Origin of the sequence: Kitasatospora sp. NPDC001540 (assembly GCF_042894345.1) — a bacterium.
Classification (GTDB): domain Bacteria; phylum Actinomycetota; class Actinomycetes; order Streptomycetales; family Streptomycetaceae; genus Kitasatospora; species Kitasatospora phosalacinea_C.
Map to the genome: position 1 here is coordinate 74969 of NZ_JBIAVO010000016.1, position 25614 is coordinate 100582.

General features: G+C 74.7%; 24 protein-coding genes. 11 read left to right on the forward strand and 13 right to left on the reverse strand.

The window, feature by feature from the left end; genetic code table 11:
* Window position 1: 1 nt before the first annotated feature.
* From ACFY00_RS20115 to ACFY00_RS20130, 4 genes are all read right to left on the reverse strand, one after another.
* Window positions 2–328 (reverse strand): putative quinol monooxygenase, encoded by a 327-nt coding sequence (locus ACFY00_RS20115; RefSeq protein ID WP_388032851.1) that lies wholly within the window; start codon window positions 326–328, stop codon window positions 2–4.
* A gap of 82 nt (window positions 329–410) precedes the next feature.
* Window positions 411–1430: an acetamidase/formamidase family protein gene (locus ACFY00_RS20120; protein ID WP_388032852.1), complete on the reverse strand. Its 1020-nt coding sequence runs from the start codon at window positions 1428–1430 to the stop codon at window positions 411–413.
* On the reverse strand, window positions 1427–2854 hold the full coding sequence (locus ACFY00_RS20125; RefSeq protein WP_388032853.1) for an APC family permease: 1428 nt from the start codon (window positions 2852–2854) through the stop codon (window positions 1427–1429). The genes ACFY00_RS20120 and ACFY00_RS20125 overlap by 4 nt, the downstream gene beginning before the upstream one ends.
* Before the next feature lie 137 nt (window positions 2855–2991).
* The gene (locus ACFY00_RS20130) at window positions 2992–4053 is read right to left on the reverse strand and encodes an ABC transporter substrate-binding protein (RefSeq protein ID WP_388032854.1); all 1062 of its coding nucleotides are present in this window, start codon (window positions 4051–4053) and stop codon (window positions 2992–2994) included.
* Between the two features lie 90 nt (window positions 4054–4143).
* Between ACFY00_RS20130 and ACFY00_RS20135 the strand changes: the two genes are divergently transcribed.
* Complete coding sequence (locus ACFY00_RS20135; protein ID WP_388032855.1) at window positions 4144–4632, forward strand: MarR family transcriptional regulator; 489 nt, start codon at window positions 4144–4146, stop codon at window positions 4630–4632.
* Window positions 4633–4705: 73 nt separating this feature from the next.
* Here the strand turns inward: ACFY00_RS20135 and ACFY00_RS20140 are convergent, their stop codons facing one another.
* Window positions 4706–5347 carry an SMI1/KNR4 family protein gene (locus ACFY00_RS20140; protein WP_388032856.1) on the reverse strand — a complete coding sequence of 214 codons (642 nt, stop codon included), beginning with the start codon at window positions 5345–5347 and terminating at the stop codon, window positions 4706–4708.
* An 83-nt stretch (window positions 5348–5430) separates the two neighbouring features.
* Between ACFY00_RS20140 and ACFY00_RS20145 the strand changes: the two genes are divergently transcribed.
* On the forward strand, window positions 5431–6297 hold the full coding sequence (locus ACFY00_RS20145; RefSeq protein ID WP_388032857.1) for a helix-turn-helix domain-containing protein: 867 nt from the start codon (window positions 5431–5433) through the stop codon (window positions 6295–6297).
* Window positions 6298–6400: 103 nt separating this feature from the next.
* Window positions 6401–8071, forward strand: a complete 1671-nt coding sequence (locus ACFY00_RS20150) for a serine/threonine-protein kinase (protein ID WP_388032858.1) — start codon at window positions 6401–6403, stop codon at window positions 8069–8071.
* Between the two features lie 106 nt (window positions 8072–8177).
* Here ACFY00_RS20150 and ACFY00_RS20155 read toward each other — a convergent pair whose 3' ends face one another.
* From ACFY00_RS20155 to ACFY00_RS20165, 3 genes are read right to left on the reverse strand one after another with little or no spacing between them, the layout of a single operon-like run.
* Window positions 8178–9233, reverse strand: a complete 1056-nt coding sequence (locus ACFY00_RS20155) for an ABC transporter substrate-binding protein (RefSeq protein WP_388032859.1) — start codon at window positions 9231–9233, stop codon at window positions 8178–8180.
* Between the two features lie 43 nt (window positions 9234–9276).
* A complete protein-coding gene (locus ACFY00_RS20160; protein WP_388032860.1) occupies window positions 9277–10134 on the reverse strand; it encodes an ABC transporter permease in 858 nt (285 codons plus the stop codon).
* Window positions 10124–10948 (reverse strand): ABC transporter ATP-binding protein, encoded by an 825-nt coding sequence (locus tag ACFY00_RS20165; protein WP_388032934.1) that lies wholly within the window; start codon window positions 10946–10948, stop codon window positions 10124–10126. The genes ACFY00_RS20160 and ACFY00_RS20165 overlap by 11 nt, the downstream gene beginning before the upstream one ends.
* A gap of 269 nt (window positions 10949–11217) precedes the next feature.
* Between ACFY00_RS20165 and ACFY00_RS20170 the strand changes: the two genes are divergently transcribed.
* The 6 genes from ACFY00_RS20170 (at window position 11218) to ssuE (ending at window position 18165) form a co-directional block, all read left to right on the forward strand.
* Complete coding sequence (locus ACFY00_RS20170; RefSeq protein ID WP_388032861.1) at window positions 11218–12822, forward strand: ATP-binding protein; 1605 nt, start codon at window positions 11218–11220, stop codon at window positions 12820–12822.
* Window positions 12819–13511, forward strand: a complete 693-nt coding sequence (locus ACFY00_RS20175) for a response regulator (protein WP_388032862.1) — start codon at window positions 12819–12821, stop codon at window positions 13509–13511. The genes ACFY00_RS20170 and ACFY00_RS20175 overlap by 4 nt, the downstream gene beginning before the upstream one ends.
* A 40-nt stretch (window positions 13512–13551) precedes the next feature.
* Window positions 13552–13893 (forward strand): VOC family protein, encoded by a 342-nt coding sequence (locus tag ACFY00_RS20180; protein WP_388032863.1) that lies wholly within the window; start codon window positions 13552–13554, stop codon window positions 13891–13893.
* Between the two features lie 179 nt (window positions 13894–14072).
* Window positions 14073–15377 (forward strand): hypothetical protein, encoded by a 1305-nt coding sequence (locus ACFY00_RS20185; protein ID WP_388032864.1) that lies wholly within the window; start codon window positions 14073–14075, stop codon window positions 15375–15377.
* The gene (locus ACFY00_RS20190; protein WP_388032865.1) at window positions 15361–17535 is read left to right on the forward strand and encodes a tetratricopeptide repeat protein; all 2175 of its coding nucleotides are present in this window, start codon (window positions 15361–15363) and stop codon (window positions 17533–17535) included. Before ACFY00_RS20185 ends, ACFY00_RS20190 begins: the two co-directional genes overlap by 17 nt.
* Window positions 17536–17616: 81 nt before the next feature.
* Window positions 17617–18165 (forward strand): NADPH-dependent FMN reductase, encoded by a 549-nt coding sequence (gene ssuE, locus ACFY00_RS20195; protein ID WP_388032866.1) that lies wholly within the window; start codon window positions 17617–17619, stop codon window positions 18163–18165.
* Between the two features lie 21 nt (window positions 18166–18186).
* Here the strand turns inward: ssuE and ACFY00_RS20200 are convergent, their stop codons facing one another.
* Both ACFY00_RS20200 and ACFY00_RS20205 read right to left on the reverse strand, forming a co-directional pair.
* The gene (locus ACFY00_RS20200; RefSeq protein WP_388032867.1) at window positions 18187–18891 is read right to left on the reverse strand and encodes a beta-glucanase; all 705 of its coding nucleotides are present in this window, start codon (window positions 18889–18891) and stop codon (window positions 18187–18189) included.
* A gap of 187 nt (window positions 18892–19078) precedes the next feature.
* Complete coding sequence (locus tag ACFY00_RS20205; RefSeq protein ID WP_388032868.1) at window positions 19079–20026, reverse strand: HEAT repeat domain-containing protein; 948 nt, start codon at window positions 20024–20026, stop codon at window positions 19079–19081.
* Between the two features lie 379 nt (window positions 20027–20405).
* Here ACFY00_RS20205 and ACFY00_RS20210 point away from each other — a divergent pair, with 379 nt between their 5' ends.
* Window positions 20406–21581, forward strand: a complete 1176-nt coding sequence (locus tag ACFY00_RS20210) for a magnesium and cobalt transport protein CorA (RefSeq protein ID WP_388032869.1) — start codon at window positions 20406–20408, stop codon at window positions 21579–21581.
* A gap of 31 nt (window positions 21582–21612) precedes the next feature.
* Here ACFY00_RS20210 and ACFY00_RS20215 read toward each other — a convergent pair whose 3' ends face one another.
* From ACFY00_RS20215 to ACFY00_RS20225, 3 genes are read right to left on the reverse strand one after another with little or no spacing between them, the layout of a single operon-like run.
* Entirely contained in the window at window positions 21613–22953 is a 1341-nt protein-coding gene (locus tag ACFY00_RS20215) for a GH1 family beta-glucosidase (protein ID WP_388032870.1), read from the reverse strand.
* Window positions 22954–22994: 41 nt separating this feature from the next.
* Window positions 22995–23633, reverse strand: coding sequence for a hypothetical protein (locus tag ACFY00_RS20220; protein WP_388032871.1), 639 nt, complete (start codon window positions 23631–23633; stop codon window positions 22995–22997).
* Between the two features lie 13 nt (window positions 23634–23646).
* Window positions 23647–24444 carry a hypothetical protein gene (locus tag ACFY00_RS20225; RefSeq protein WP_388032872.1) on the reverse strand — a complete coding sequence of 266 codons (798 nt, stop codon included), beginning with the start codon at window positions 24442–24444 and terminating at the stop codon, window positions 23647–23649.
* A gap of 617 nt (window positions 24445–25061) precedes the next feature.
* Between ACFY00_RS20225 and ACFY00_RS20230 the strand changes: the two genes are divergently transcribed.
* Complete coding sequence (locus tag ACFY00_RS20230; RefSeq protein WP_033253417.1) at window positions 25062–25265, forward strand: cold-shock protein; 204 nt, start codon at window positions 25062–25064, stop codon at window positions 25263–25265.
* The last annotated feature ends 349 nt before the right edge of the window (window positions 25266–25614 follow it).

The following is a 25614-nucleotide window of genomic DNA, read 5'->3' on the forward strand; positions in this document are numbered from 1 at the left end:
GTCAGCCGCGCGGGCTGAGCTCGGCCATCGCGCTCCAACCGGTGCCGGGGACCTCGACGTTGACGATCTCCGGGGTGCGGGCGATGAAGTCGGGCATCCAGGCCATCGCGGTCTTGAAGTGCTCCGACTCGACGTGCCGGGCGCCCGCCTCGCCGTCCCGGAACGCCTCCAGCAGGACGTACTGGTGCGGGTCGTCGACGCTGCGGGACCACTCGAAGAAGACGTTGCCCTCCTCGGCGCGGGTCGCGGAGGTGAACTCCTCGACCCGCTCGATCCAGTCCGCGCTGTGCTCGGGCCGGACGGTGAACTTGACGGCAATGAAGATCACGACTGCTGCTCCTCGGCGGTGGGTTCGCACACGCGCGTGTGCCTTCACCTGCAACGATCGCAGATCCGGCGGGCGCGGTGCGTCACCGGGCCCGCAGGTACGCCGCCGCCGTCGTCCGCAGCCGCTCGTGCAGGCCGTCGTACGCCCGGGCCCGGCCCAGGACGGACTTCGGCAGCTTGGCGAGCATCGTGTAGTCGGTGTCGCAGACGTTCGCCGCCGGGGCCAGGCCGGTCTGGCTGACCAGCTGGTACGCGTCCAGCTGGTCCAGGCCGAGGAGTTCGGCCGTCCAGCCGACCAGGTCGTGCTGGCTGATCCGGAACGCGTCCTCCAGCGGCCGGGCCGAGCCGGTGCTGATCAGGAAGTCGTCGTTCTCCAGCCGGGGCCAGGCCGGGCCGCCGCCCTTGACCAGGTCGACCAGCACGGTGGTGCGCATCGCCGCCTCCACCGCCGTCCCGCACACCTCGCCCTCGCCCTGCCGGGCGTGCCCGTCGCCGATCGCCAGCAGGGCGCCGTCCACGTTGACGCCGAAGTACGCGGTGGTGCCCGCCCGCATCTCGGGCGTGTCCAGGTTGCCGCCGTGCGCGCCCGGTGTGATCGAGGCCAGCACCTCCCCGGCCGCCGGGGCCACGCCGACCGTGCCGTGCATCGGGTCCAGCGGCAGCGCCAGCGCGAACTCGCCGTTCCGGGCCCGGAAGTGGCACAGGCCCGCCGCCACGTCCAGGTCGTACGCCCAGACCCGCTCCTCCAGCGGCGGGTGCAGCATCGCCGTCCGGTGGGTGGCCGTCAGCGCGCCGAAGTGCGGGAAGGTGCTGGAGAAGCCGCGGTCCCGGGCCGGGGTGATCTCCACGAAGTGCACCGCCAGCACGTCCCCCGGCTCGGCGCCCGCCACCGCGACCGGGCCGGTCACCGGGTTGAGGTACGGGAAGACGCAGACCCGGCTGGGCAGGTCCTCGACGCCGCGGACCCTGCCGCCGAAGCAGTCCTCGGTGGTCAGCTCCAGGATGCTGCCGGGCGGGACGGTCAGCAGCGGCGCACGCCCGCCGAAGGTGTAGGACCAGTCCTCCGGGCCGGGGGAGAGGCGGACGGGCTCGGGCAGGGTCACGGGGTCTCCTCGACGGGGGTGGTGGCGGTGGTGGCGGGGGAGGGTTCGGCGACGGACAGGACCGGGCGGCGGCCGGTCGCCACCAGCCCGGTCAGCACCAGGGCGCCGACCAGCAGCCAGACGAAGCCGAGGCGCTGCGCCGCGATGTTCGCGTTGACCACCACGTACGCCAGGATCGCGAAGCCCAGCACCGGTGCGACCAGGTGGCGCCAGTAGTCCCGGCTGCGTCGGCGGACGAAGTGGTGCACGACCACGGCGACGTGCAGCACCAGGAAGGTGGTCAGCGCGCCGAAGTTGACCAGCGAGCCGAGCAGGGTGATGCCGTCGTCCCGGGAGGTCGTCCAGAGGCCGAGCCCCAGCGAGACCCCGGCGGTCAGCAGGGTCGCGTTGACCGGCACCCGGCGGGTCGGGTGGACCTTCGCCAGGAAGGCGGGCAGCTGGCGGTCGCGGGCCATCGCGAACAGCAGGCGGCTGGTCGCCGCCTGCGCGACCAGCGAGTTGGCGAAGCCCCAGGCCACGGCGGTCGCGGCGGCGGTCAGGGTGGCCAGCCAGCCGCCCGCGGCGGTGCGCGCCGCGTCGTAGAAGGCGGTGCCGTCCGGATCGCCGTCCCTCACCAGCGCGTCCGGATCGGTGACCAGCAGCGACGCCACCCAGGTCTGCACGATGAACAGGGTGCCCGCCAGCAGCAGCGCCACCACCATCGACCGGCCGATCGCCTTCGCCGAGTCCCGGTTCTCCTCCGCGAGGGTGGAGATGCCGTCGAAGCCGAGGAAGCTGAGCACCGCGATCGACACCGCGCCGAACACCAGGCTCCAGGAGAAGGTGTGCCCGTCGTACAGCGGCGTGAGGTCGAAGCCCCGGCCCCTGCCGCCCGCCAGCGCGACCAGGCCGACCACCACGAACAGCGCCAGCACCACCAGTTCGCCGACCAGCACCGCCTTGTTGACCCGGGCGGTGGTCTCGATGCCCAGGTAGTTGACCGCGGTGTTCAGCAGCACGAAGGCGACCACCCACAGCCACACCGGCACCGAGGGCACCAGCGAGTTCATCGCCGCCCCGGCGACCAGGTACAGCAGGCCCGGCACCAGCACGTAGTCCAGCAGGATCATCCACCCCGCCAGGAAGCCCACCGGCGCGCCGATCCCGCGGCCCGCGTAGGTGTACACCGAGCCCGCCATCGGGAAGGCCCGCGACATCTGGGCGTACGACAGCGCGGTGAACGCCATCGCCACCATGCCCAGCAGGTACGCCAGCGCCACCATGCCGCCGGAGCCCTGGAAGACGCTGCCGAAGATGCCGAACGGCGCGATCGGCACCATGAACAGCAGCCCGTAGACGAGCAGGTCGGCGAAGGTCAGTGAGCGGCGCAACTCCTGGTGGTAGCCGTAGCTCTCGATGCCCTGTGGCGCGGGCGTGTCGGCCATGGTGCTCCCTCTCGGTGGCGGGCCAGCGGGTGTGGGGGAGACTGTAGGGGCAAGTATTTCCAGATGGAAGGGTTTTCCCGACGCACGGGACGGCCGCCCGGGGCGCCGGTCGGCCGGGGACGGGGCGGGGGAACGGCTCAGGTCAGGACGGTGAAGCCCGCGCCCTCGGCCCGGGCCAGGTGCACCGTGCGCCGCGCCGCGCGCAGCAGCGGGGCCGCCGCCCGGGCCAGGCCCGCGGGCTCCAGGGCGCGCCGGGCGGCCAGTGTCGCCAACAGGTGCAGGCCCTCGTACAGGCCCACCGCGTACGCGTCCAGCACCGGCGCCCACGGGCCGCACAGCGCGCGGTGGCGCTCGGCCAGCCGTTGGCGCGGCTCCTCGGGCAGCGTCGCGAAGGAGGGCATCGCCGCGTACAGCGTGCCGGTGCCGTCGCCGCCCAGGGCCAGCAGGCCGTTCTCCTCCAGCGCGCCGGACAGTCGCACCAGGCGCCGGTCCAGCCCGCTGCGGCGCAGCGCCCGGTGGAACACCACCTGGTCGCGCCCGATCAGGCTGAGCAGCAGCGCGTCCGCGCGGGCCGCGCGCAGCCCGTCCAGCAGCGGCTCCACCGACCGCTCGACGGCGCCGAACGCGACCCTGCGCTCCAGCACCACCCGGGCCCCGGCGCCCGCCGCCAGCCGGGCCGCGGCCCGGTGCACGGTGCGCGGCCAGATGTAGTCGTTGCCGATCAGCGCCCACCGGCGCAGGTGGTGTCGCTCCATCAACTCGACCATAGCGCGGCCGAGTTGGGCCGACGGGGCGATGCCGGTGCACAGCACGCCCGGCCGCCGGGAGCCGCCCTCGTGCGGCGGGGTGAACACGTACGCGACCCGCTCGGCGGCCACCGCCTCCACCGCCCGGTGCACGTCGCTGGTGTGGCACCCGGCCAGCGCGTCCAGCGCCCCCGCCGCGAGCAGGCGGCGCACCTCCGCGGCCACCGGCTGCGGCGCGCCCCCGCCGTCCACCAGCACCAGCTCCAGCGGGCGGCCCAGCACCCCGCCGCGGGCGTTCACCTCGTGCGCGGCCAGCAGTGCGCCGTCCAGCGCGGACGGGCCGGTCAGGCCGAGCGTCCCGGACTGCGGCACGACGAGGCCGACCCGGAACGCGCCGTCCTCCCGTCCCAGGTGCAGCGCGTCGAGCGGGTCGACCAGCCTGGCGTCCAGCATCACTGCGTCCTCACCGGTGCGAGTATGGTCAAGGCGCCCGCCCCGGGGAACCCCGGCGGGCCGCAGCAAGGGATCGGAACGGGAGGGCGGATGTCCGCGAACGTCACCGGGCAGGAGGCCACCGGGCCGGGCGCCGTCGCGCCGGGCGCGGCCGCTCCGGCGCCGCTGCTGGTCGAGCTCGTCGCGCTCGCCCACCGCCGCCTCACCGCCGGGCTGGCCGCCGCCCTCGCCGAGGAGGACTGCACCGTCGACCAGTGGCGGGTGATGCGCGCCCTCGCGGACGAACGGGGCCGCACGATGGGCGAGTTGGCGCAGGCCCTGCTCATCCCGCAGGCCAGCCTGAGCCGCCTGGTGGACGCCCTCGCCGACGCCGGGCTGGCCTACCGCCGCCAGGACGACCGGGACCGCCGCCGGATCACCGCCCACCTCTCCCGCCGGGGCCGCACCCGCCTGACCCGCCTGGACGCCCTCGCCGCCGCCCACGACGCCGCCGTCCGCACCGCCTGCGCCCTTCCCGACCCGGCCGCCGACCCGACCGGCCCGCTCGCCCGCCTCGCCGCGCTCCGGACCTCCGGCTGACCTCGCCGCAGCGCGGACCCGCGGCGCCGGATCGTGGTGACCGGCCCCTCCGGGCCCGTCGCCCGACGCGCCGTCAGTGCGCCCGCCCGGCCGCCCAGGGCTCGGCCCGCCAGTGCGGCAGCTCCCGGTCGAGCCGGGCCTCCACCACCCGGCGCCACGGGTCCGCCGGGTCGAGGGCGGAGGCGTCCTCCCAGCTCAGTTCCGCCGTGTCCGGGTCGAGGACCAGCGCGTCGAGGTAGCCGTCGAAGTCCGGGGCGACCTCGGTGAACACCGCGTGCGGCAGTCGCCCCGGCCACGGGACGCCGGACACGGCGGCGCACAGCCGCCCGTACGTCGCCGGGTTCAGGTCCAGGAACAGGGTGTCGCCGCCACCGCTGCGGGCGATCGGCAGCAGGCCGCGGAACTCCGGCTCCGCGTCGCAGCGCCGGTACTCGCCCAGCAGGGTGCCGAAGCCGTACCGCCCGTCGGCGTCGGGGCCGAGCGCGTACAGCTCGTCGAAGGCGTGCAGCGGCTCCGGCTCGCACTCCGACAGGTGGACCGCGTAGTCGAGCCCGGAGCCCCCGGCGGCCCGCAGGAAGGCGAGGTACGGCTCCGGCAGCGGGCGCCCGGTCTCCCGCTCCAGCGCCGCCGCCCCGGCCCCGTCGAACGCCGGGAACGGCCCGGTGACCATCCGGCCCCGGTACCAGCGCACCAGCTCGTCGTCCGTGCTCTCCACGGCCGCGATCCTGCCACCCGCCCCCGACGCCCCGGCCGGGGGTAGCCTGGCCACCGCACCGGAACGGCGAGGGGGACGGCGACGTGACAGCGATCGGAACGGACTTCCCGGGCGTGCTGCGCCGCCTGATGACGCACCGCCGGGTCGGGATCGACGAACTCGCCGAACGGGCCGGGCTCCCGGCCGCCGCGGTGCGGGCGCTCCTGGACGGGGCACCGCCGTCGGCGCGGCAGGCGGACGCGCTGGCCCCGGCGCTGGGGCTGCACCCGGACGACCTACGGGTGATCGCGCGGGTGCCGGAGCCGGAGCCAGTGGCGGAGCCGGAGCCGCCGGCCGGGCCGGTCGGGCACGTCGGGACCGGCCGGGGGACCGGGCGTGAGGTCGCCGACACGCTGACGGTCGCGCTGGCACTCTCCGCCGAACAGCGCGCCCACCTCACCCGCTTCGCGGCGCGGCAGCCGCGTGACCGGTCGGCACCGCGGGTCGAGCGCCTCCGGGGTGATCACGAGGGCGGCGGGGCCGTGCTCGTCGAACTGGTCCGGCTGAACCGCTGCCTGCCGGGCCCGATGCAGATCAACCGGGCACTGGCGCACATGACGGAAGGGCGGGTCGGCCTGTCCGCCCCCACCGTCATGGGGATCGCCCAGGGCCGGGTCGCCCTGACGCCGCCGCTGGTCAGCGGCTTCGCCGCACTGCTCGGCATCGACCCCGGCGTCCTCGGCGCGGTCGTCGGCGTCGCCCCCGACCCGGAGCCGTACCTCGACCCGCGGCTCTCGGCCGAGATCACCCTCCTGCTCCGGGCCTGCCGGGGCCTGACCCCGCCGCAGGCCGAACTGCTGCGCCGCGAGGCCGAGTCGATGCTCGTCCCGGTGCCCGCCGACGCGGACTCCGCACAGTGGCACCGGGTCGCCTCCGTCGGCGGGCAGTGGCTGGGCGCCCCGCGGAGCTGACCCGGCACCGGTCCGGGTCGTTCGTCCACAGCGGCCGTGAAGTACCGGAACGGGGCGCGGGCGGGTGCGAGGGGCGTCGGGCCGGGCCCCTACGATGAGCGGCATGACGACAGCGGGGCCGGGCGGCCGACTGATCGACGGTCGCTTCGAGTTGCTGGCGCGGCTCGGGGGCGGCGGGATGGGACTGGTCTGGCGGGCCAGGGACACGCTGCTGGAGCGGGAGGTCGCGCTCAAGGAGGTCCGGCCGCCGGACCCGGCGATGCTGGAGGCGGACCCCGCGGCCGCCCACGAGCTGCGCGAGCGCGTCCTGCGCGAGGCCCGGGCGCTGGCCCGGCTGCAGCACCCCAACGTGGTGACCATCCACCACATCGTCGACAGCCCCGAACTCGCCCACCCCTGGCTGGTGATGGAGCTGGTCCCCGGCGGCTCGCTGCACGACCGGATCACCCGCGGCCCGCTCCCGCCGCAGGAGGCCGCCCGGATCGGCCGCGGCCTGCTCGCCGCACTCACCGCCGCGCACGCCGCCGGGATCCAGCACCGCGACGTCAAACCCGGCAACGTGCTGCTGCGCACCGACGGCACGCCCGTCCTCACCGACTTCGGCATCGCCGCGCTCAGCGAGTCCACCAGCCTCACCGCCACCGGCGCCCTGATCGGCTCGCCCGAGTACATCGCCCCCGAACGCATCCGCGGCCGGGAGGGCGACCCGGCCTCCGACCTGTGGTCGCTCGGCATGACGCTGTACGTCGCCGTCGAGGGCCACCACCCGCTGCGCCGGGCCAACAGCATCGCCACCCTCGCGGCCGTCCTCGACCAGCCGATCCCGCCGCCGGTCCGCTCCGGCCCGCTCGGGCCGACCCTCGTGGCGCTGCTGGCCCGCGACCCGGCCGAGCGGCCCGACGCCGTCCGCCTGGACCGGCTGTTCGCCGCCGCCGAGCAGGGCGTCGACGGCACCCTCGGCGGCAGCCCCGCCTTCTCGCCGACCGAGACCAACACCCCGCCCCCGTACGGCCGGACCGAGACCGACGGCGCCCGCCCGTACACCCCGACCGAGACGGTCCGCCCGCAGCCCCCGGCGGGCTCGGAGCGGGCGGGGCGGCGGCGCACCGGGCCGGTGCTGGCGGGGGCGGTGGCCGGGGTCGCGGTGCTCGGGCTGCTGGGGTGGACGCTCGGGCCGAAGCTGTTCGACGCGAAGAAGGCCAACGGCGGCCGCCTCCCCGTCGCGAAGGTCACGGCCCCGGCCACCACCGGGGCCCTGCCGCCCGCCACCACCGGGCCGATCGGTGAGGACAGCCCCTCGCCCTCCGCACCCACCTCGCCCGCCGCGGGCGGCGACCTGCTGACGCCGGACGGCGCCCGCGGCATGGTCGACGCGATCCGCTCGTCCACCGGCGGGGCGACCGTGGTCGAGCTGGTGGTCCAGCCGCAGTTCGCCACCGCCAAGGTGCTGACCAAGGACGACCCCAGGCACTACGACAACGTCACCTACCGGTACGGCAAGGTCACCCGCACCACCGGCGGCCTCACCGGCGACAAGGACAAGCCGGTCGACCTGCAGAAGATCGACTGGAACCAGGTCCCGGCCGTGATGGCCACCGCGCAGGACAAGCTCGGCGTCCCCGCGCCCAAGTCGCGCTACCTGATCATCACCTACGGCTGGTTCGCCGACGAGATCACCGTCCGCTACTACCTGGCCGACGACTACGGGGGCGGCGGCTACCTCACCGCGGGCGCCACCGGCAAGGTCCTCAAGGTGGTGAAGTCCTCCGGCTGACCGGGCCCGGCACGGCGGCGGCCCCGCCCCCGCTGTCCGGGAAGGGGCGGGGCCGCCGGGCCCTGGAGGCGGTGACCGGCCGTCAGCCGGTGGTTCGGCCGGTGGTTCAGCCGGTCGCCCTGGTGACGAACTCGGTGGTGTAGGTCTTCGCCAGGTCGATGCTCGCCTCCTTGCCCTGCACGTCCGGGTGGAAGGCGGCCAGCACCGACAGGACGGTCCTCGGGCCGTCGGCGGGCATCACCCCGTCGGTGGTGAACATCGGCAGGGTCGCCTTGATCGCGGCCGCGTACTCGGGGGCGCCGCCCTGCGCGTAGTCGGCGGGCATCTGGGCGGCGATCTCCTCCGGGGTGTGGGTGTTCATCCACTTCAGGGTCTTCACGAAGGCGTTGGCGAGCTTCTGGACGGTGTCCTTGTGGCCGTCCACCCACGCGGTGTCCATGTACAGCGAGGAGGACGGGTACAGCCCGCCGAGCGCCGCCTTCGACCCCTCGGGGGTGCGCATGTCGTACAGCACGGTGCCGAGCTGCTTGGACAGGATGTTCGCCACCGTCGGGTCGGTGGTCATGCCCGCGTCGATCGAGCCCTGCTGGAGCGCGGCGATGAAGGTCTGGCCCGCGCCGACCGCGATCGGGCTGAACTCGCTCGCGCCGACGCCGTTCTTGACCGCCAGGTACTTGGTCAGGAAGTCGGTGGAGGAGCCGATGCTGGTCACGCCCAGCTTGCGGCCCTTGAAGTCCGCGCCGGACTTGATCGCGTCGGCCTGCTTGGCGGAGACCACCTCCACCTCGCCGGGGGCCTGCGAGAACTGGACGACCGACTCGACGCTCTTGCCCTTGGCCTGCAGGTCGATGGTGTGGTCGTAGAAGCCGACCGCGCCCTGCACGTCGCCCGCCAGCAGCGCGGTGGTGGCGTTGACGCCGGCCGGCTCGCTCAGCAGCTCGACGTTGACCCCGGCGTCGGCGAAGTAGCCCAGCCGCTGGGTCAGCATCGCGGGCAGGTAGATGACCTTGTCCAGGCCGCCGACCATGATCTTGACGGTCGGCCCGTCGACCTTCTTCCCGGCCGGGGCGGCGCCGTTGTGCGAGGTCGCGGCGTCGTTGGCACAGGCGGCCAGCGGCAGCAGGAGGGCGGCGGCGAGGGCGGCGGCAGCGGTTCTGCGCATGGTGGGGGAGCCTCTCTGGACGATGGACGAAAGGGAGCGGGGGTCAGCGGCCGTCGCCGGCGTCGGCCGGCTTCCAGCGGAACAGGCGCTTCTCGGCGAAGGTCAGCAGGCCCTCGGTGAACAGCGCGACCACGGCCAGGATGGTCATCGCGGCGTACACGCCCGCCGCGTTGAAGGTGCCCTGCGCGGCCGCGACCATCAGGCCCAGGCCCTTGGTGGCGCCGATGTACTCGCCGACGATCGCGCCGATCAGCGCGAAGCCGAAGCTGACGTGCAGGCTGGTGAAGATCCAGGTGGTGGCGGCCGGGACGACCACCTGCAGGGTGACCTTCCGGTTGCTCGCGCCCAGGATCCGGGCGTTGGCGACCAGGTTGCGGTCCACCTCGCGGGCGCCCTGGAAGGCGTTGAAGAACACCGGGAAGAACACCAGCACCACGGCCGAGGCGACCTTGGAGGCCGGGCCGAGGCCGAACCAGATCAGGAAGATCGGGGCCAGCACGATCCGCGGGATCGCGTTCAGCACCTTGATGTACGGGCCGAACACGTCCGCCAGGAACCGCACCCGGCCCAGGGCGATGCCCAGCAGCACGCCGCCGACCACGCCCAGCACCCAGCCGGTCAGCGCCTCGTACAGGGTGTAGCCGATCTGCTCGCCCAGCGAGCCCTGCGCGGTGCCGTGGGTGACCCACTGCCAGATCTGGTCCCAGATCCGCGACGGCTGGGAGAAGTTGAACGGGTCGATCACCCCGGTGCGGGAGCACGCCTCCCACAGGCCCAGGAACCCGGCCAGTACGGCGGCCCGGGCCCCGTACACGCCCAACTTCCGGTTGCGGGCGGCCCGTTCGCGCACCTCGGTGCGGGAGGCGGCGGGGGTGGCGGCGACGGCGGTCTCAAGCGGCACGACCCGCTCCTCTCTCACGGGTGATCCGGACCTCTTCGCCCAGCGAGGCCCAGATCTCGCGGTACAGCTCGACGAAGCGCGGCTGCAGGCGGACGGCCTCCACGCTGCGCGGGCGCGGCAGGTCGACGGTGAAGACCTCCTTGACGGTGGCCGGTCCGGCCGTCATCACCACCACCCGGTCGGCCAGCGCGATCGCCTCGTCCAGGTCGTGGGTCACGAAGACCACCGAGGAGCCGGTGCCCGCCCACAGTTCGAGCAGCTGGTCGGACATCAGCGCCCGGGTCTGCACGTCCAGCGCCGAGAACGGCTCGTCCATCAGCAGGATCCGCGGGTCGTTGACGAAGGTCTGCGCCAGCGCGACCCGCTTGCGCATGCCGCCGGAGAGCTGGTGCGGGTAGCGGTCCTCGAACGCCGACAGGCCCACCCGGGACAGCCAGTCCCGGGCCCGCTCCCGCGCCTCGTCCGCCGGGACGCCGCGGAACCGCGGCCCCGCCGTGACGTTCGACAGCACCGTGCGCCACGGGAACACGGCGTCCTGCTGGAAGACGAAGCCGACGTGCCCGTTGATGCCGGACACCGGCTCCCCGTACACCCGCACCTCGCCCTCGGTGGGCTCCTCCAGGCCGCTGACCAGCGTCAGGGTGGTGGACTTGCCGCACCCCGTCGGGCCGACCACGGCGACGAACTCGCCCGGGGCGACGGTCAGGTCGAGCTCCCGGACGGCGGTGTGCAGGGCGCCGGACGGCGTCCGGAAGCGTTTGGTCGCCCCGGTCAACTCGATCGCCGGGACGTTCCCGGCCTTGTGCGGGTCCACGTGAACCACCTACCTCCTCGGCCGGCTCCCTCGCCGGCCCGCTGCTGTGGACCGGGACGCTACGAGGACGGGCGGGGGCGGCGGGAGCCTTGCGGGCTTAACGCGGCTTTGCGGCGTTGAGGACTGTTGTGCTCTTTTTGCTTCCGCTACAACAACCGGGGGCGGAACGGAGGGGGAGCTGACAGAAACACGCCGGAAACATAGGGTGGCCCCTCACCCCGGACCCCCGAACCGGCCCTGAGCAGGCCCTGAGCAGGAAGGACACCCCGATGGGACGACCGCGCCGACCCCGCCGGGTCTTCGCCCAACTGCTGCTCAGCCAGACCCTGGTGACCGTCGCCGTCACCGCCGTCACCGCCGGGCTGTTCCTCGCCCCCGTCAGCGCCGAACTCGACCGCGACGCCATGCAGCGCGCCCTGTCCATCGCCCAGGTCACCGCCACCGACCCGGACGTCGCCCGGGCCGCCGCCGACCGCGACGCCGCCACCGCGCAGGACATCGCCGAACGGATCCGGCGCGCCAGCCGCGCCGAGTTCGTGGTCATCACCGACGACCGCGGCATCCGGCTCTCGCACACCGACCCGACCCGGATCGGCCTGCGGGTCTCCACCGACCCCGGACCGGCGCTGCACGGCGAGAGCGTCACCGCCATCCAGGACGGCACCCTCGGCCGCACCGCCCGCGGCAAGGTCCCGCTGCGGCTGGCCGACGGCCGGATCGTCGGCGAGGTCTCGGTCGGCCTCAGCGACGACTCCATCCGCGGCCGGCTCGTCTCGATGGCGGGCGGCATCCTGCTCTGCGCCGGAGCCGGACTGGCCGTCGGCCTCGCCGCCACCCTCGCCCTCGCCCACCGCCTCAAGCGCCGCACCCACAACATCGCGATCGCCGACATCGCCGCCCTGCTGATCGAGCGCGAGGCCATGCTGCACGGCATCCGCGAGGGCATGCTCGCCCTCGACGCCGCCGGACGGATCCGGCTCGCCAACGACGAGGCGCTGCGCCTGCTCGCCCTCCCCGAGGAGTGCACCGGCCGCACCGTCGATGACCTGCTGCCGCCCGGCCGCCTCGCCGACGTGCTCACCGGCCGGGTCGAGGGCGCCGACCTGCCCGCCGTCCGCGACGACCGCGTCCTGGTCGTCAACCGGATGGCCACCGCTGACGGCGGCGCCGTCACCACCCTCCGCGACCGCACCGAACTCGAATCCCTGGTACGGGAGTTGGACCACACCCGGGGGCTGACCGAGGCGCTGCGGGCCCAGGACCACGAACACGCCAACCGGATGCACACCCTGCTCGGCCTGCTCGAGCTCGGCCGCCACGACCAGGCCGCCGCCTTCATCTCCGAGCAGTCCGGCACCCAGGCCGCCCGCGCGGCCCGGATCGGCCGCCACGTCCAGGACCCGCACACCGCCGCCCTGCTGGCCGGGAAGGCCGCCGTCGCCGAGGAGCGCGGCATCCGGCTCGCCGTCACCCCCGACAGCCACCTGCCCGACACCCTGCTCGACGCCCGCGCCCTGGTCACCGTCCTCGGCAACCTGGTCGACAACGCCATGGACGCCGCCCCCGGCGGCACCGTCGAGGTCCGGCTGCGCACCGCCGGGACCACCCTGCTGGCCGAGGTCGCCGACAGCGGCCCCGGCATCCCGCCCGAGCTGCGCGAACGGGTCTTCGAGGAGGGCTGGACCAGCAAGGACGCCCCCGCCCACCGCCCCCGCGGACTCGGCCTCGCCCTCGTCCGCCGCCTGGTCGAACGCACCGGCGGCCGACTCGCCGTCGGCACCGGCCCGCTCGGCGGCGCCCGGTTCACCGTCGAACTCCCCGAGGCCCTGCGCACCGCCGACCCCCTCCCGGAACACCTGCTGGAGCACGCATGATCGACGTCCTCGTGGTCGACGACGACTTCCGGGTCGCCGACGTGCACGCCGCCTACGTCGCGAAGGTCCCCGGCTTCCGGGTCACCGGCACCGCGCACAGCGCCGCCCAGGCCTACGCCGCGCTCGAACGCACCCCCGTCGACCTCGTCCTGCTCGACCACCACCTGCCCGACGAGACCGGGCTCGTCCTGGTCCGGCGGCTGCGCGAGGCGGGCGTCCGGTGCGACGTCATGATGGTCACCGCCGCCCGCGACGTCTCCACCGTGCACGCCGCCATGCAGCACGGCGCGCTCCAGTACCTGGTGAAACCGTTCAGCTTCGCCGGGCTGCGCGACAAGCTCACCGCCTACGCCGAGCTGCGCCACGCCCTCGCCGGACCGGCCGCCCGGGAGACCTCCCAGGACGAGGTCGACCGGATGTTCGCCGCCCTGCGCACCGGCTCCGCCCCCGCCGCCGCCCTCCCCAAGGGCCACAGCGCCCCCACCACCGACCTCGTCCTCGACGCCCTGCGCCGGGCCGGCACCGCCCTCTCCGCCCAGGAGGTCGCCGACGCCACCGGCCTCTCCCGCTCCACCGCGCAGCGCTACCTCAAGCAACTCGCCCAGGACCGCCGCCTGCGGCTGTCCCTGCGCTACGGCGACACCGGCCGCCCCGAGCACCGCTACCTGCTCGCCGCGGCCCGCGGGTGACCCCGGAGCGGTGTCGGTGGCCGCGGCTAGGGTGGCGGCCATGAGTCTGTCAGCAGTGATGATCACGGTGGACTGCGCGCAGCCGCAGGAGCTGGCCCGGTGGTGGGCCACCGCGCTGGGGGGCGAGATCGCCGAGGACCACGGCGACTTCGTCATCGTCCGCGCGCAGCCGGTGGCCCTGGGCTTCCAGCGGGTGGCGGAGGAGCGGCGGGGCAAGAACCGGGTGCACGTCGACTTCGCCGCCCCGCCCGGCACCGGCATGGCGGGGGAGGTGGCGCGGCTGGTCGCACTGGGGGCGAGTGTGGTCGGCGAGCACAGCGTCCCGGGCCTGACCTGGACGGTGCTGCAGGACCCGGCGGGCAACGAGTTCTGCGTCCACTGAGCGGTCCCGCCACCGGAGACGGCGCCTGGTTCAGGCCGGTTTAGAACGGTTCAGGCCGGTTCGGACCGGTTCAGGCCGGGGTGCCGCCCCCGGGCCGGGGGGGGGGGGGGGGGGGCCCCCCCCCCCCCCCCCCCCCCCCCCGCACGGAGCCGGACCCGGCGAAGGACAGGGCACCTGTGATGGTGAACCACGCACCGCTCCGCTTCCACCGGCTGACCTACCTCGACCAGGGCGACGAGGTGGTGGTCGGCCGCACCGACATCGACTCCTACGGGGCGTTCCCGCCCGACGGGGCCGCGCTGCTGCGCCGCCTGGAGGCCGGCACCGACCCGCGGCGGGCGGCCGACTGGTACCGCGCCGAGTTCGGCGAGGAGGTCGACCTCGACGACTTCCTCGACACCCTGCGCGCGCTCGACTTCCTGCGCGAGGACGACCCGCCGGGCGAGGACCGCGCGGAGCCCGCCGCCCGCCCGGTGCCGCTGCAGCGGCTCGGCCGGGCCCTGTTCTCCCGCCCCGCCTGGCTGGCGTACGCCGCCCTGCTCACCGCGACCGCCCTCGCCTGCGCGGACCGGCCGGCGCTGCTGCCGCGCCCCGGCAACCTGTTCTTCAGCCCGTACGCGCTGCTGGTGCAACTGGTGGTGTTCGTCAGCCAGCCGGTGTTCATGCTGCTGCACGAGTACGGGCACGTCCTGGCCGGGCGCCGGCTGGGCCTGCGCACCACGCTGCGGATCAGCCGCCGACTCTACTTCGTCACCTTCGAGACCGCGCTGGACGGCCTGGTGGTGCTGCCCAGGCGCAGCCGCCTGCTCCCGGTGCTGGCCGGGATGCTGGTGGACGTCCTCGGCGCGGCCGCCCTGACCCTGGCCGCCTGGGCGAGCTGCGGGCCCGACGGCACGCCGAGCACCGCCGGACGGGTCTGCCTGGCGCTGGCGTTCACCGCCGTCCCGCGGCTGCTGGCCCAGTTCTACTTCTTCCTGCGCACCGACCTGTACCACCTGGCGGTCGTCGTGCTCGGCGGCAGCGACCCGCACGGCACCGCCCGCGCGTACGTCGCCAACCGGCTGAACCGGCTGCGCGGACGCACCGACCTGCTGACCGACGAGAGCCGCTGGCACCCCAAGGACGCCGCCGCCGCGCGCTGGTACGCCCCGGCGTACCTGCTCGGGTACGCCGCGATGACGGTGATGCTGGCGACCGTGGTGCTGCCGGTCGGCTGGCGGTTCACCGCCTCCGCGCTGGCGACCGTCCGCGACGGCTCGGTGCCGTTCACCCGGCTCGCGGACGCGGCGTTCGCCCTGGCGATGGTCGGGGTGCAGCTGCTCGCGGTGGCGTACGGGGCCTGGCGGGCCTGGCGCCGTCGGCGGACGGGCGCAGTCGGCGCGCACACGACTACCAGCACGAGCACGACCGAACCACCAGAGTCACCCGAGCCACTTCAGCCGCAAGAGCCGCACCAAGGGGGAGTCCATGTCCGGCCCGTCTGACCGTCCGCCGACCGCCGCCGCGCCGCGCCCGCACCACTGGCTGGTCGCACCCGACGAGGACGCCGCCCGCGCCCTGGTCGCCGACGTGCTGGCCGCGCCGGGCACGCCGCCGCTGCTGGCCGAACTCGACGCGCACCGCCGCCTGCGCGGGCCGTTCACCGCCGCCGGCGCGCTGATGCGGCAGCTGGTGCCCGGGGTGCTGGCCGCCGACCCGGCGCCGGCCGTCCGGCACGACATCGAGATCCTGTCCGCCGCGCCGGAGCTGCGCGCGGTGCTGCCGTGCCGCCGGGAGACCCTGACCTCGCTGACGGCCCCGCAGAAACGCACCCGCTACTACCCGTACATCCGCACCACCCGGATCGCGCACGGGCTGATCGACTTCCTGACCGCGGTGCTGGACGCGCCCGCGACCCTGGTGGTGCGGCACGCCGAGCACGCCGACCGGACGGACGCCGACTGGCTCGCCCTGCTGCTGCGCCGCGCCGACCCGCAGCGCCTGCGGATCGTGGTCCGCACCGCGAGCCGGGACGTCCCGCAGCCGCTGGCCGACGCGCTCGCCGCGCACACCACCGTGCGGGAGGCGCCCGCCGCGCCGCCCGCGCCGCTGCCCGCCGACCCGGCCGCCCGCCGGGAGCTGGCCGCCGCCTGGGTCGCCGCCGACCGCAGCACCGACGACCCGACGGCCGCCGCCTGCTACGCCGCCCTGGAACCGGCCGAACGGGCCCGGCTGCACGAGGACCGCGCCGAGGAACTGGCCGCCGCCGTCGCGGCGGGCGAGGTCTCGCTGCTGCGCGGACCGCTCGCCCACCACCGGGCGCTGGGCACCGACCCGTCCGGCGCGGGCGCCGCCGCCCTCCAGGACGCCCTGCAGGAGTGCCTGCTGGAGGGCTTCTACGACGCCCTGGTCGAACTGGGCCCGCTCGCCCACGCGGCGCTCGACTGGGAGACCCGCCCCGAGGAGTGCTGGCTGGTCACCGCCCGGATGACCATCGCCTACAGCGTGATGGGCGGCCGCGCCGACGAGGCCCTCGCGCTGTACGACGACGCCTGCGCGAGCACCGCGCTGCCCGCCGTCCACATGTCGGCCGCGTACGGCCGCGCCATGGTCTACACCCGCTACCTGGAGCCCGAGCGGCGCGACCACCGCAAGGCCAAGGGCTGGGTCAACACCGCGGTCGCGCTCTCCCGCCTCGCCGACACCGAGGCCCGGCGCGCCTACAACCGGACCTTCAACGAGAACGGCCTGGCCCTGATCGAGATGCACCTCGGCGACCCGGTCCGCGCCCTCGAACTGGTCGAGGCGGGCATCGAGCGGATGGACGGCGCCCTGGACGCGGAGGACCAGGGCCAGCACCGCTCGGTCCTGGAGTACAACCGGGCCCAGCTGCTCTCCCGCCTGGTCGGCCCGGAGGCCGGCGCCGCCGCGTACGACCGGGTGATCGCGCAGGACCCGCACCACAGCGAGTACTACTTCGAACGCGCGGTGCTGCTAAGGAAGTTGGGCCGCGACCAGGAGGCGCTGGCCGACTACGAGCACGCCATCCGCACCTCCCCGCCCTACCCCGAGGCGGTCTACAACCGGGCCGACCTGCGGCTCGAACTCGGCGACCTGGAGGCGGCCCTGGCCGACTTCGACCGGGTGCTGGAACTGGACCCGGAGTTCCTCGACGCGTACGTCAACCGGGCCGGGCTGCGCTACTCGCTCGGCGACGCCCGGGGCGCGGCCGAGGACGTCGCCGAGGGCCTGGCCCGCGACGCCGGGCAGCCGCACCTGCTGACCCTGCGCGGCCTGCTCGCCCAGGACGAGGACCGCCCCGAGGACGCCCGCGCCGACCTGGAGGCCGCCCTCTCCGGCGACCCCGAACTGCCCGCCGCCTGGGCCGCGCTCGGCGTCCTGGCGTACGAGCGGGGCGAGGCCGAGGAGTCGGTGCGCTGCTTCGACCGCGCCCTGCGCCTGGAGGACGACCCGGTGGTCCGGGCCAACCGGGCGCTCGCGCAGGAGGGTCGCGGCAACTGGACGGCCGCCGCCGCGGACTACGCGGCCGCCGTCGAGCTGCTGCTGGCCGAGGCCGACGTCGCGCAGGACGAGGAGACGGCGGCGGAGCTGTCCCGGCTCCGCGGGCGCCGGGCCGAGTGCGCCGCGCGCGGCGCGAACTGAGGAACCGGCCGACCGGCGGACGTCCCTCCGCCGGTCGGCCCCGTACCGCCCCGACCACGTCGGCCGTCCCGGGAGGCAGCCATGGCCACCGTCCTCGCCCTCACGGGCAGCCCCTCACCCACCTCGCGCACCGCTCGGCTGGCCGCCCTGGTCGCCGCCGACCTGCGGGGCCGGGGCCACCGCGTCCGCACCCTGGCGCCGCGCGAACTGCCCGCCGGGCCGCTGCTGGCCGCGCGCACCGCGGACCCGTCGATCGCCCGCGCGGTGCGGCTGGTCGCCGAGGCGGACGCGCTGGTGGTCGCCACCCCGGTCTACCAGGCCGCCTACTCGGGCCTGCTGAAGGTCTTCCTCGACCTGCTGCCCCGGCACGCGCTGGACGGCAAGCCGGTGCTGCCGCTGGCCACCGGCGGGTCGGCGGCGCACGTCCTGGCGCTGGACTACGCGCTGCGGCCGGTGCTGACCGCGCTCGGCGCGCAGGTCGGGCCCGGGCGGTACGTGCTGGACGGCGAGCTGGGCGCGGCGCCGGACGGCGCCGTGGCGCTGACGGGCGAGAGCGCCGCGGCGCTGGCCCGGACGGTCGCCCGGTTCGCGGCCGCGCTGCCCGGCGCCGGGTGCCTCACCGCGGCCTGAACCGGCGCCGCTGCGCCCGGGTCACTGCGGGCGGCGGACGGTCAGGTCGCGGCAGCGCCAGGACAGCCGGCGGGCGTTCGCGCGCGGGCGGCGGTGGCCGTAACGGCCGCCCGCGACGGACAGGTTGACGATGATCCAGGCCCGCCAGTCCGGGCCGACGCCCCGGCCGTCGGCGTGCACCTCGCGGCCGTCCAGCTCCCAGCGCACCGAGTCGGCGCCGAAGCGGCAGGCGACGGTGAACCACTGCCCCGGCGTCACCAGCCCGTCCAGGTAGGCCGGGTCGCCGGGGCGGACGTGGTTGCTCAGCTCCAGCAGCCGCGGGTGGTCGTCGTGGTACTCCAGCACGTCCACCTCCCCGTGCCCGGTCTGCGGCCGCCCCGGCGCGGCGTCCCGCCCCCAGGTCCAGATCGCGGGCCAGACGCCCTGGTCCGCCGTGACCTGGCAGCGGGCCTCCAGCCGGTCGCCGGGCCGCAACTCGAACCCGCCCGCGGTGCCCTCCGTGGTCACCAGCGGCGTCCGCCAACTGCGCGCGTTCTCCCGCACCGCGGTGAACCTGTCCCCGTCCGGCCCGTAGCCGGGCACCAGGTGGTCCAGCTTGTTGTCGCCGGTGTTGCGCCCGCCGGGCGGGTACGCGGAGGTGACCCCGGCGGCCCACTGGGTGCGGTCCGAGAACGGGGCGGCGAAGACGACGGGCGCCTGCGAGGGGTCTGACGGCGGGGTGGTCACTCGGTCACGCTCCAGCGGTGCGATGGTGCGGCGGTGCGGCGGAGGCGCTGCACCTCCGGCAACCCGGGCATTCCCGGCGAAACCGCTCCGTCACCGTCCAGCCGCCCGGCGCGCGGAGGCACGCGCGGGCGCCCGGCACACTCCCGCGCCGGACGGCGGTAGGTGGGCGTCAGGCGGTGGGCGGGCGTCAGGCGGTGGGCGGGCAGTCGGCGTCGACCAGGGCGGCCGCCCGGGACGGGTCCCGCCCCGCCCGGTTCAGCAGGCCGTCCGCGTGGTAGGCCACCGGGTCGGAGCCGCGCCGGAGCTCCAGGTGCAGGTCGGTGGAGAAGCGCGGCCAGGCCAGGGCGGCGTCCAGGTCCGGGCGCCGGACGGACAGTTCCTCCAGCAGTCGCCAGGACAGCCCGGCGAACTCCTCGCGCCGGGCCGGGTCGCAGGCCGCCCGGGCCGCCGCGATCCGCAGGTCGTCCGGGCGCTCCGCCGCCAACTCGTCCAGCACGGGCAGCAGTTCGGGACGGCCGAGGACCGCGGCGGCGGACAGCGTCAGCGGGTGCGGCTCCACGTACGTCTCCAGCAGGTCGATCAGCCGGGGCAGCACCGACACGTCCTGACGGCGGGCCAGGCCGCGCACCGCCTCCTCCGCCACCTCCTCGTCCTCGTCGTCCAGCCGCTCGTGCAGCGCGGCCCGGACCGCCGGGCCGTACGCCTCGTCCAGGGTGCCGAGCCCGAACACCGCCGCGTCCCGCACGGCCCGGTCGCCGTCCCGGCACAGTGCCAGCAGGGCGCGCACCCGGGGCGAGTCCGGGACGGGCTCGCCCACGAACGGCAGCGCCTTCGCGACCGCCCGGCGCACCTGCGCGTCCGGGTGCCCGACCAGCTCCAGCAGCACCGGCAGGGCCCGCGCGTCCTGCGCCGCCTCCAGCACCTCCACCAGCACGGAGAGCACGGACCCGTCCGGCTCCCGCTCCGCCCGGCCCAGCACCGTGTCGACCGCCCAGGACCGCAGCGCGTCCTCCCCGGGCGCGGCGCGGGCAGCCAGCCGGGCGTACCCGGCGGACCGGTGGACGGGGTCGGGGGAGGGGAGCAGGGCGGCCGCCGCGCGCAGCTCCTCGTCCGGGCACCAGGCGTCGTCGATCACGCGCCCGAGTGTGGCCCGTCCGGGGCGGCCGGTGCCACGGGATTACCGGACCCGGGCCGGGGCCGCCCCCGGCGGTCCCCCGACCGGCCGGAACGGCCGCACGGCGCGCGGGGCTAGACTGGGCCGCGGTCGAGACGCCCCCGGGCGTCCGGGCGCAGGCGTACGGGAGGTGAGAGCAGTGGAGTGCAGTAGTCCGGGCCGAAGTCGGCCCCGCTCCGGGAAGTTCTCACCCGCTCCTGGCTCCCGACGGCACCGCCCGGACCGCGCCGCCCGCTGAACCCCGCGTTCGTACCGGCCCCGCCCGCGCCCGCCACCGGGGACCGCCGCCCGCCCCTCCCGCCCCCGGGCCCGGCGGCACCAGACCCGTGGAGGTACCGCCGTGTCCGACTGGCGTGTGCGCGCCGTGCGCGCGAGCAAGCGACCCTTCAGCCGCACCCCCGCCCGGCGCCCCGCCGACCGCACCGCGGCCCCCGAGCACTCGATGGACCCGCGCTCCGAACAGCACCCCGCCACCGGGGAACCCGTCTCGCTGGAACGCTCCGTCGTCGACGCCGCCGTCTACCGCGACGGCCACCGGATAGAGACCCCCACCGGTCTCAGCGAGATCTACCGCGACCTCCCCGGCAAGCCCGGCACCATGGCCTGGATCGGCCTCTACCGCCCCGCCGAGGCCCAACTCGTCGAAGCCGCCGAGAAGTTCGACCTCCACGAACTCGCCCTCGAAGACGCCATCGTCGCCCACCAGCGCCCCAAGCTCGAACGCTACGGCGACACCCTCTTCGTCGTGCTGCGCGCCGCCCGCTACCTCGACGACGTCGAGGAGGTCGACTTCGGCGAGATCCACCTCTTCGTCGGCCCCGACTTCGTCCTCACCGTCCGGCACTCCCAGTCGCCCGACATCTCCATGGTCCGCAGCCGCCTCGAAGCCGACCCCGAACTCCTCGCCCTCGGTCCCGAAGCCGTCCTCTACGCCGTCCTCGACGCCGTCGTCGACGGCTACGCCCCCGTCATCGCGGGCCTCCAGCACGACATCGACGAGATCGAGACCGAGGTCTTCGGCGGCGACCCCCAGGTCTCCCGGCGCATCTACGAACTCTCCCGCGAGGTCATCGAGTTCCAGCGCGCCACCGGCCCCCTGCTGGAGATCCTCCGCGCCCTGGAGGGCGGCTTCCAGAAGTACGGCACCGACGAGGAACTCCAGCGCTACCTGCGCGACGTCGCCGACCACGCCACCTACGCCGCCGAACGCGTCGACGGCTTCCGCCAGATGCTCCAGAACATCCTGACCGTCAACGCCACCCTCGTCTCCCAGCGCCAGAACGAGGAGATGAAGCAGCTCGCCGAAGCCGGCCACGCCCAGAACGACGAGATCAAGAAGATCTCCTCCTGGGCCGCCATCCTCTTCGCCCCCACCCTCATCGGCACCGTCTACGGCATGAACTTCGAGGAGATGCCGGAACTCCACTGGGCCTTCGGCTACCCCTTCGCGATCGGTCTGATGGGCGTGGTCTGCGTCAGCCTCTACCTGATCTTCAAGCGCCGCAACTGGCTCTGACCGGACGTCCGGACCGATGCCCGGGGGGCCGTCACCGTGCTGCGGACTTCGCCCGGTGCGCCGCGATCAGGTCGCGGTACCAGGCGAACGAGGACTTCGGGGTGCGCCGCTGCGTCGCGAAGTCGACGTGGACGAGACCGAAGCGCTCGGCGAACCCCTCCGCCCACTCGAAGTTGTCGAGGAGGGACCAGGTGTAGTAGCCGCGGACGTCGATGCCGTCGGCGGTGGCGCGGGCGAGGGCGTCGAGGTGACCGGCGAGGTAGTCGGTGCGGAAGGTGTCGTCGAGGGAGTCGTCGGTGGAGCAGCCGTTCTCGGTGACGGTGACCGGGGGGAGGGCGTCGCCGTAGCGCTCGCGGAGGGTGCGGAGGAGTTCGTGCAGCCCTTCGGGGACGACGGGCCAGCCGAAGTGGGTGCGGGGGACGCCCTCGACGGGGGCCTCGGCGAAGGGCAGGCCGGGGTCGGTGGGCGCGGCGATCCGGGTGGGGTTGTAGTAGTTGACGCCGAGTCCGTCCAGGCCGGGACCGGAGACCAGGTCGAGGTCGCCGTCCCGGACCGCGCCGTGCAGGTCCGGCCCGACCCCGTACGCGGACAGGTCGGGGTAGCGGCCCAGCAGCAGGGGGTCGGTGAACAGCCGGTTGTGCAGCGCGTCGTACGCCTCGGCCGCGGCCCGGTCCTCGGGGGCGTCGCTCGCCGCCCGCACCGGTGTCAGGTTGTTGGCGATCAGGACCTCGAGGCCCCGGCCGCGGAGTTCGGCGGCGGCCAGGCCGTGGCCGAGGAGCTGGTGGTGGGCGGTGGGCAGGGCGTCCAGCAGCAGGGCCCGCCCCGGGGCGTGGACGCCGAGCGCGTAGCCGTACACCATGTGCACGAACGGCTCGTTCAGGGTGATCCAGGCGGGCACCCGGTCGCCCAGCCGGTCGGCGACGACGCTCGCGTACTCGGCGAACAGGAAGGCGGTCTCCCGGCGGAGCCAGCCGCCGCCGTCCTCCAGGGCCTGCGGCAGGTCCCAGTGGAAGAGGGTGGGCAGCGGGGTGATGCCCGCGTCCAGCAGGCCGTCGACGAGCCGGTCGTAGAAGTCCAGTCCGGCGGTGTTCACGGGCCCCCGCCCGGTCGGCCGGACGCGGGTCCAGGCGATCGAGAACCGGTACCCGTCCACGCCCAGTTCCCGCATCAACTCCACGTCCTGCGGCCACCGGTGGTAGTGGTCGCAGGCGACCTGCCCGCTCTCCCCGTTCCGCACCGCCCCGGGCCGCTCGCAGAACGCGTCCCAGATCGAGCGCCCCCGGCCGTCCTCGTCCACCGCTCCCTCGATCTGGTAGGCGGCGGTGGACACCCCCCAGCGGAACCCGGCGGGCAGATCGTGGCGGTCCGTCATGGCGGCCCCCTTGCGCTCGGACAACATGAGGAGTGCTCACATTAGAGGAGCCCGGCAGCCCGGCGCCAGGCCCGGACGCGACCGGGCCGCCGCGCCGACGCCACCCTGCCACCCCGCCACCCCGGCGGCCCTGGGCGAGGGGCGTACCCCGGCCGGAGCGCGCACGCGGGCGACGGCCCCGTCGGATCCGGTCGGCGCCTCCCCTTCGAAGCGGGGCCCCCGCAGACCGTGCTCCCGCAGTCGAAGCGCGTCCAGCACTCGGGCGGTGCCCAGTGGCGACGGAAGACGACCGTCGTCCACCGGTTGGGATCCGGGTCGCAGGCGTACCAGCACAACAGGTCGGCGTCCACCGTGCCGCCCCACGCGATCAGCAGGTCGGGCTCGTCGAAGTCCTCCTCCTCGGCCGTGTGGCAAGCCGTGTCGGTCTCTTCCCGCACCGGGAACGGCGGGTTGGGGTAGACCTCGGAGACAGGAGGGGTCACGTAGAGGAAGCCGTCGAACGTCCCCTCGCCGTAGACCTGCATGAAGGCCCGGTAGTCGTCGGGGAAGCCGTGGCCGTACTCGGCGGTCGTGCGGGACCAGTCGATGGCGTTCCCGCCGCCGGCGGGCGGGGCGACCAGGGGCCGGAGCCCGCGCACCAGCCGAAGCGCTGAGGACGTGCCCTCGGAGTCGTTGTCCACGTCGATCTCCTGATCACCTGTGTCGAACCGCCGCAACACGGCGCGCGAATGCGACCGCGGCCGAGCCAGGGGCGTGGGTGCCGCCGTCAGCCGGACAGCGCGGCCCCGACGAGGTCCGGGACGGGCACTGATCCTCGCTCGGGCTTGCCTCTCGGCTCCAGACGAATGCGCGCCAACGACGTGGCGCACCGCTGCTCCAGTCCCGGAACTCCTTGACCGCGACGTTCTCGGACAGCCGCCAGCGGATGGTGCTGCCGGATGCTTCGGGGACGTCGGTGAGGCCGTCGAGTCGCTCGGCGGGCGCGAAGCCATCGACCTCGGCGGTGGTGCGGTCCCAGGTCGAGAGCGCGTCGGTGAGAGCGTGGGATTCGATGAGTGCCGGGACGGACGGGGCGATTTCGAGGAACGTGCCGCCTCCGTCGTCCACTCCGACCCGTCCGTCCGTGTGCACCAGGTAGCGGACCGGGGAGGACACGCGTTCCCCGAACCAATCGAAGTACCAGCCGCCGGCGGGCTCGGCCCACATGCCCTGGCCCAGGTCGTAGTGCCAGTCGCGGAGCACCTCGCTGCGTTCGCCCCCGACGGTGCAACTGCTTCGCACTCGGTAGCGCAGTCCGCCGTACTTCTGCTCGAACCCCTCCCGGCGGATCACGAGCATCGTGGGCGTGGGGGCCAACTGGCCGAAGCGGTCCCGGACCTGCAGGAACTCGGTGGAGAGCCGGGGCTCCTGCGGATCGTCGCGCCAGCCGGTTCGTTCGAGCAGACTCCTTGCACGAGCGGAGAGACCGGTGAGGTCATCCAGGATGTGCATCCTGCGCTTCTTCTCTCGAGACAGGGTGGGGGTTCGCAGGACGGCACGATAGCGGGTCGGGCCGATCTGACGTGGCGCGGGCCCGGTAGGCGCGGGGGTGCCGGTGAGTCGTTCCGGTGGCCGGCCCGGAGCGGCCCGGGTCCGGCCGACCGGGCCCGTTCCCGGCTTCTGGCGCCTCCTGAGTGTGGGCAAGGGCACAGGGCATCGGGGCCGATTGCCCGGTCCTGCCGGAATTCGGGGGTGCGGGAGCCTGTTCGCGGCTGCTCCGGTTCCGTGTTCGCGGCATCTTCCGGTGGAGATTTCCGAGGGGTCGCGGTGTGCGGTCGTGCCGCCAACGTGCCTGGTGGGGTGGCGTGTCGGCCGCGTCGAGGGGTTCGGGGAGGTGGGGTGGAAGGCGAGTTTTCCGGGGAGGCGGCGGGGAAATACCCGTCGCGGAACGCATCGGCCTGCTAGAGTCGTCCGTAGTTGCAGTAGTGGTTCCCATGAACTTTGTGTGCGCCTGCTGGTGTGTCGCGGGCGCATTTTGTTTTCCGGTTCTCTTCCGGGTGGGTCATCATCGCGGCAATCGGAGTCGGCACGGTGCGGACTTCGGAAAGCCCCTTGAAGGAGATTTGTTTATGACTAATGGCACTGTGAAGTGGTTCAACGCGGAAAAGGGCTTCGGCTTCATCGAGCAGGAGGGTGGCGGCCCCGACGTCTTCGCCCACTACTCGAACATCAACGCCAACGGCTTCCGCGAGCTGCTCGAGGGCCAGAAGGTCGAGTTCGACGTCACGCAGGGTCAGAAGGGCCCGCAGGCCGAGAACATTCGTCCGCTGTAGTTTCACCTGCCACGGCACCCCGCCCGGCAGCGAGGGGCCCGCACCGCGTACACGCTCGGTGCGGGCCCCTCGGCCTTGGGCCAGGACGTGCATCCCGGCCGGTTCAGGCCTCCTGGCCCCGCCACCGGTGGCCGTCCCCGCGCGAGACGCCCGGCGCCGCGTCCGGATCGCCGCACCGCCGTGACCTCTCACGGTTCGAGGTCCGCCGCTCTCGCCGCTCTCCGGTGAGCGCGCACCCGCATGACGTGCCGCACGGTTCTCCCGTCCACGCCCCGCCCGTCACACTTCCGGCCCGTTCCCTCGTGGTCTCCGCCCGGCGCCCCGGCGCTGCGGAGCCTTCCTCGTGACG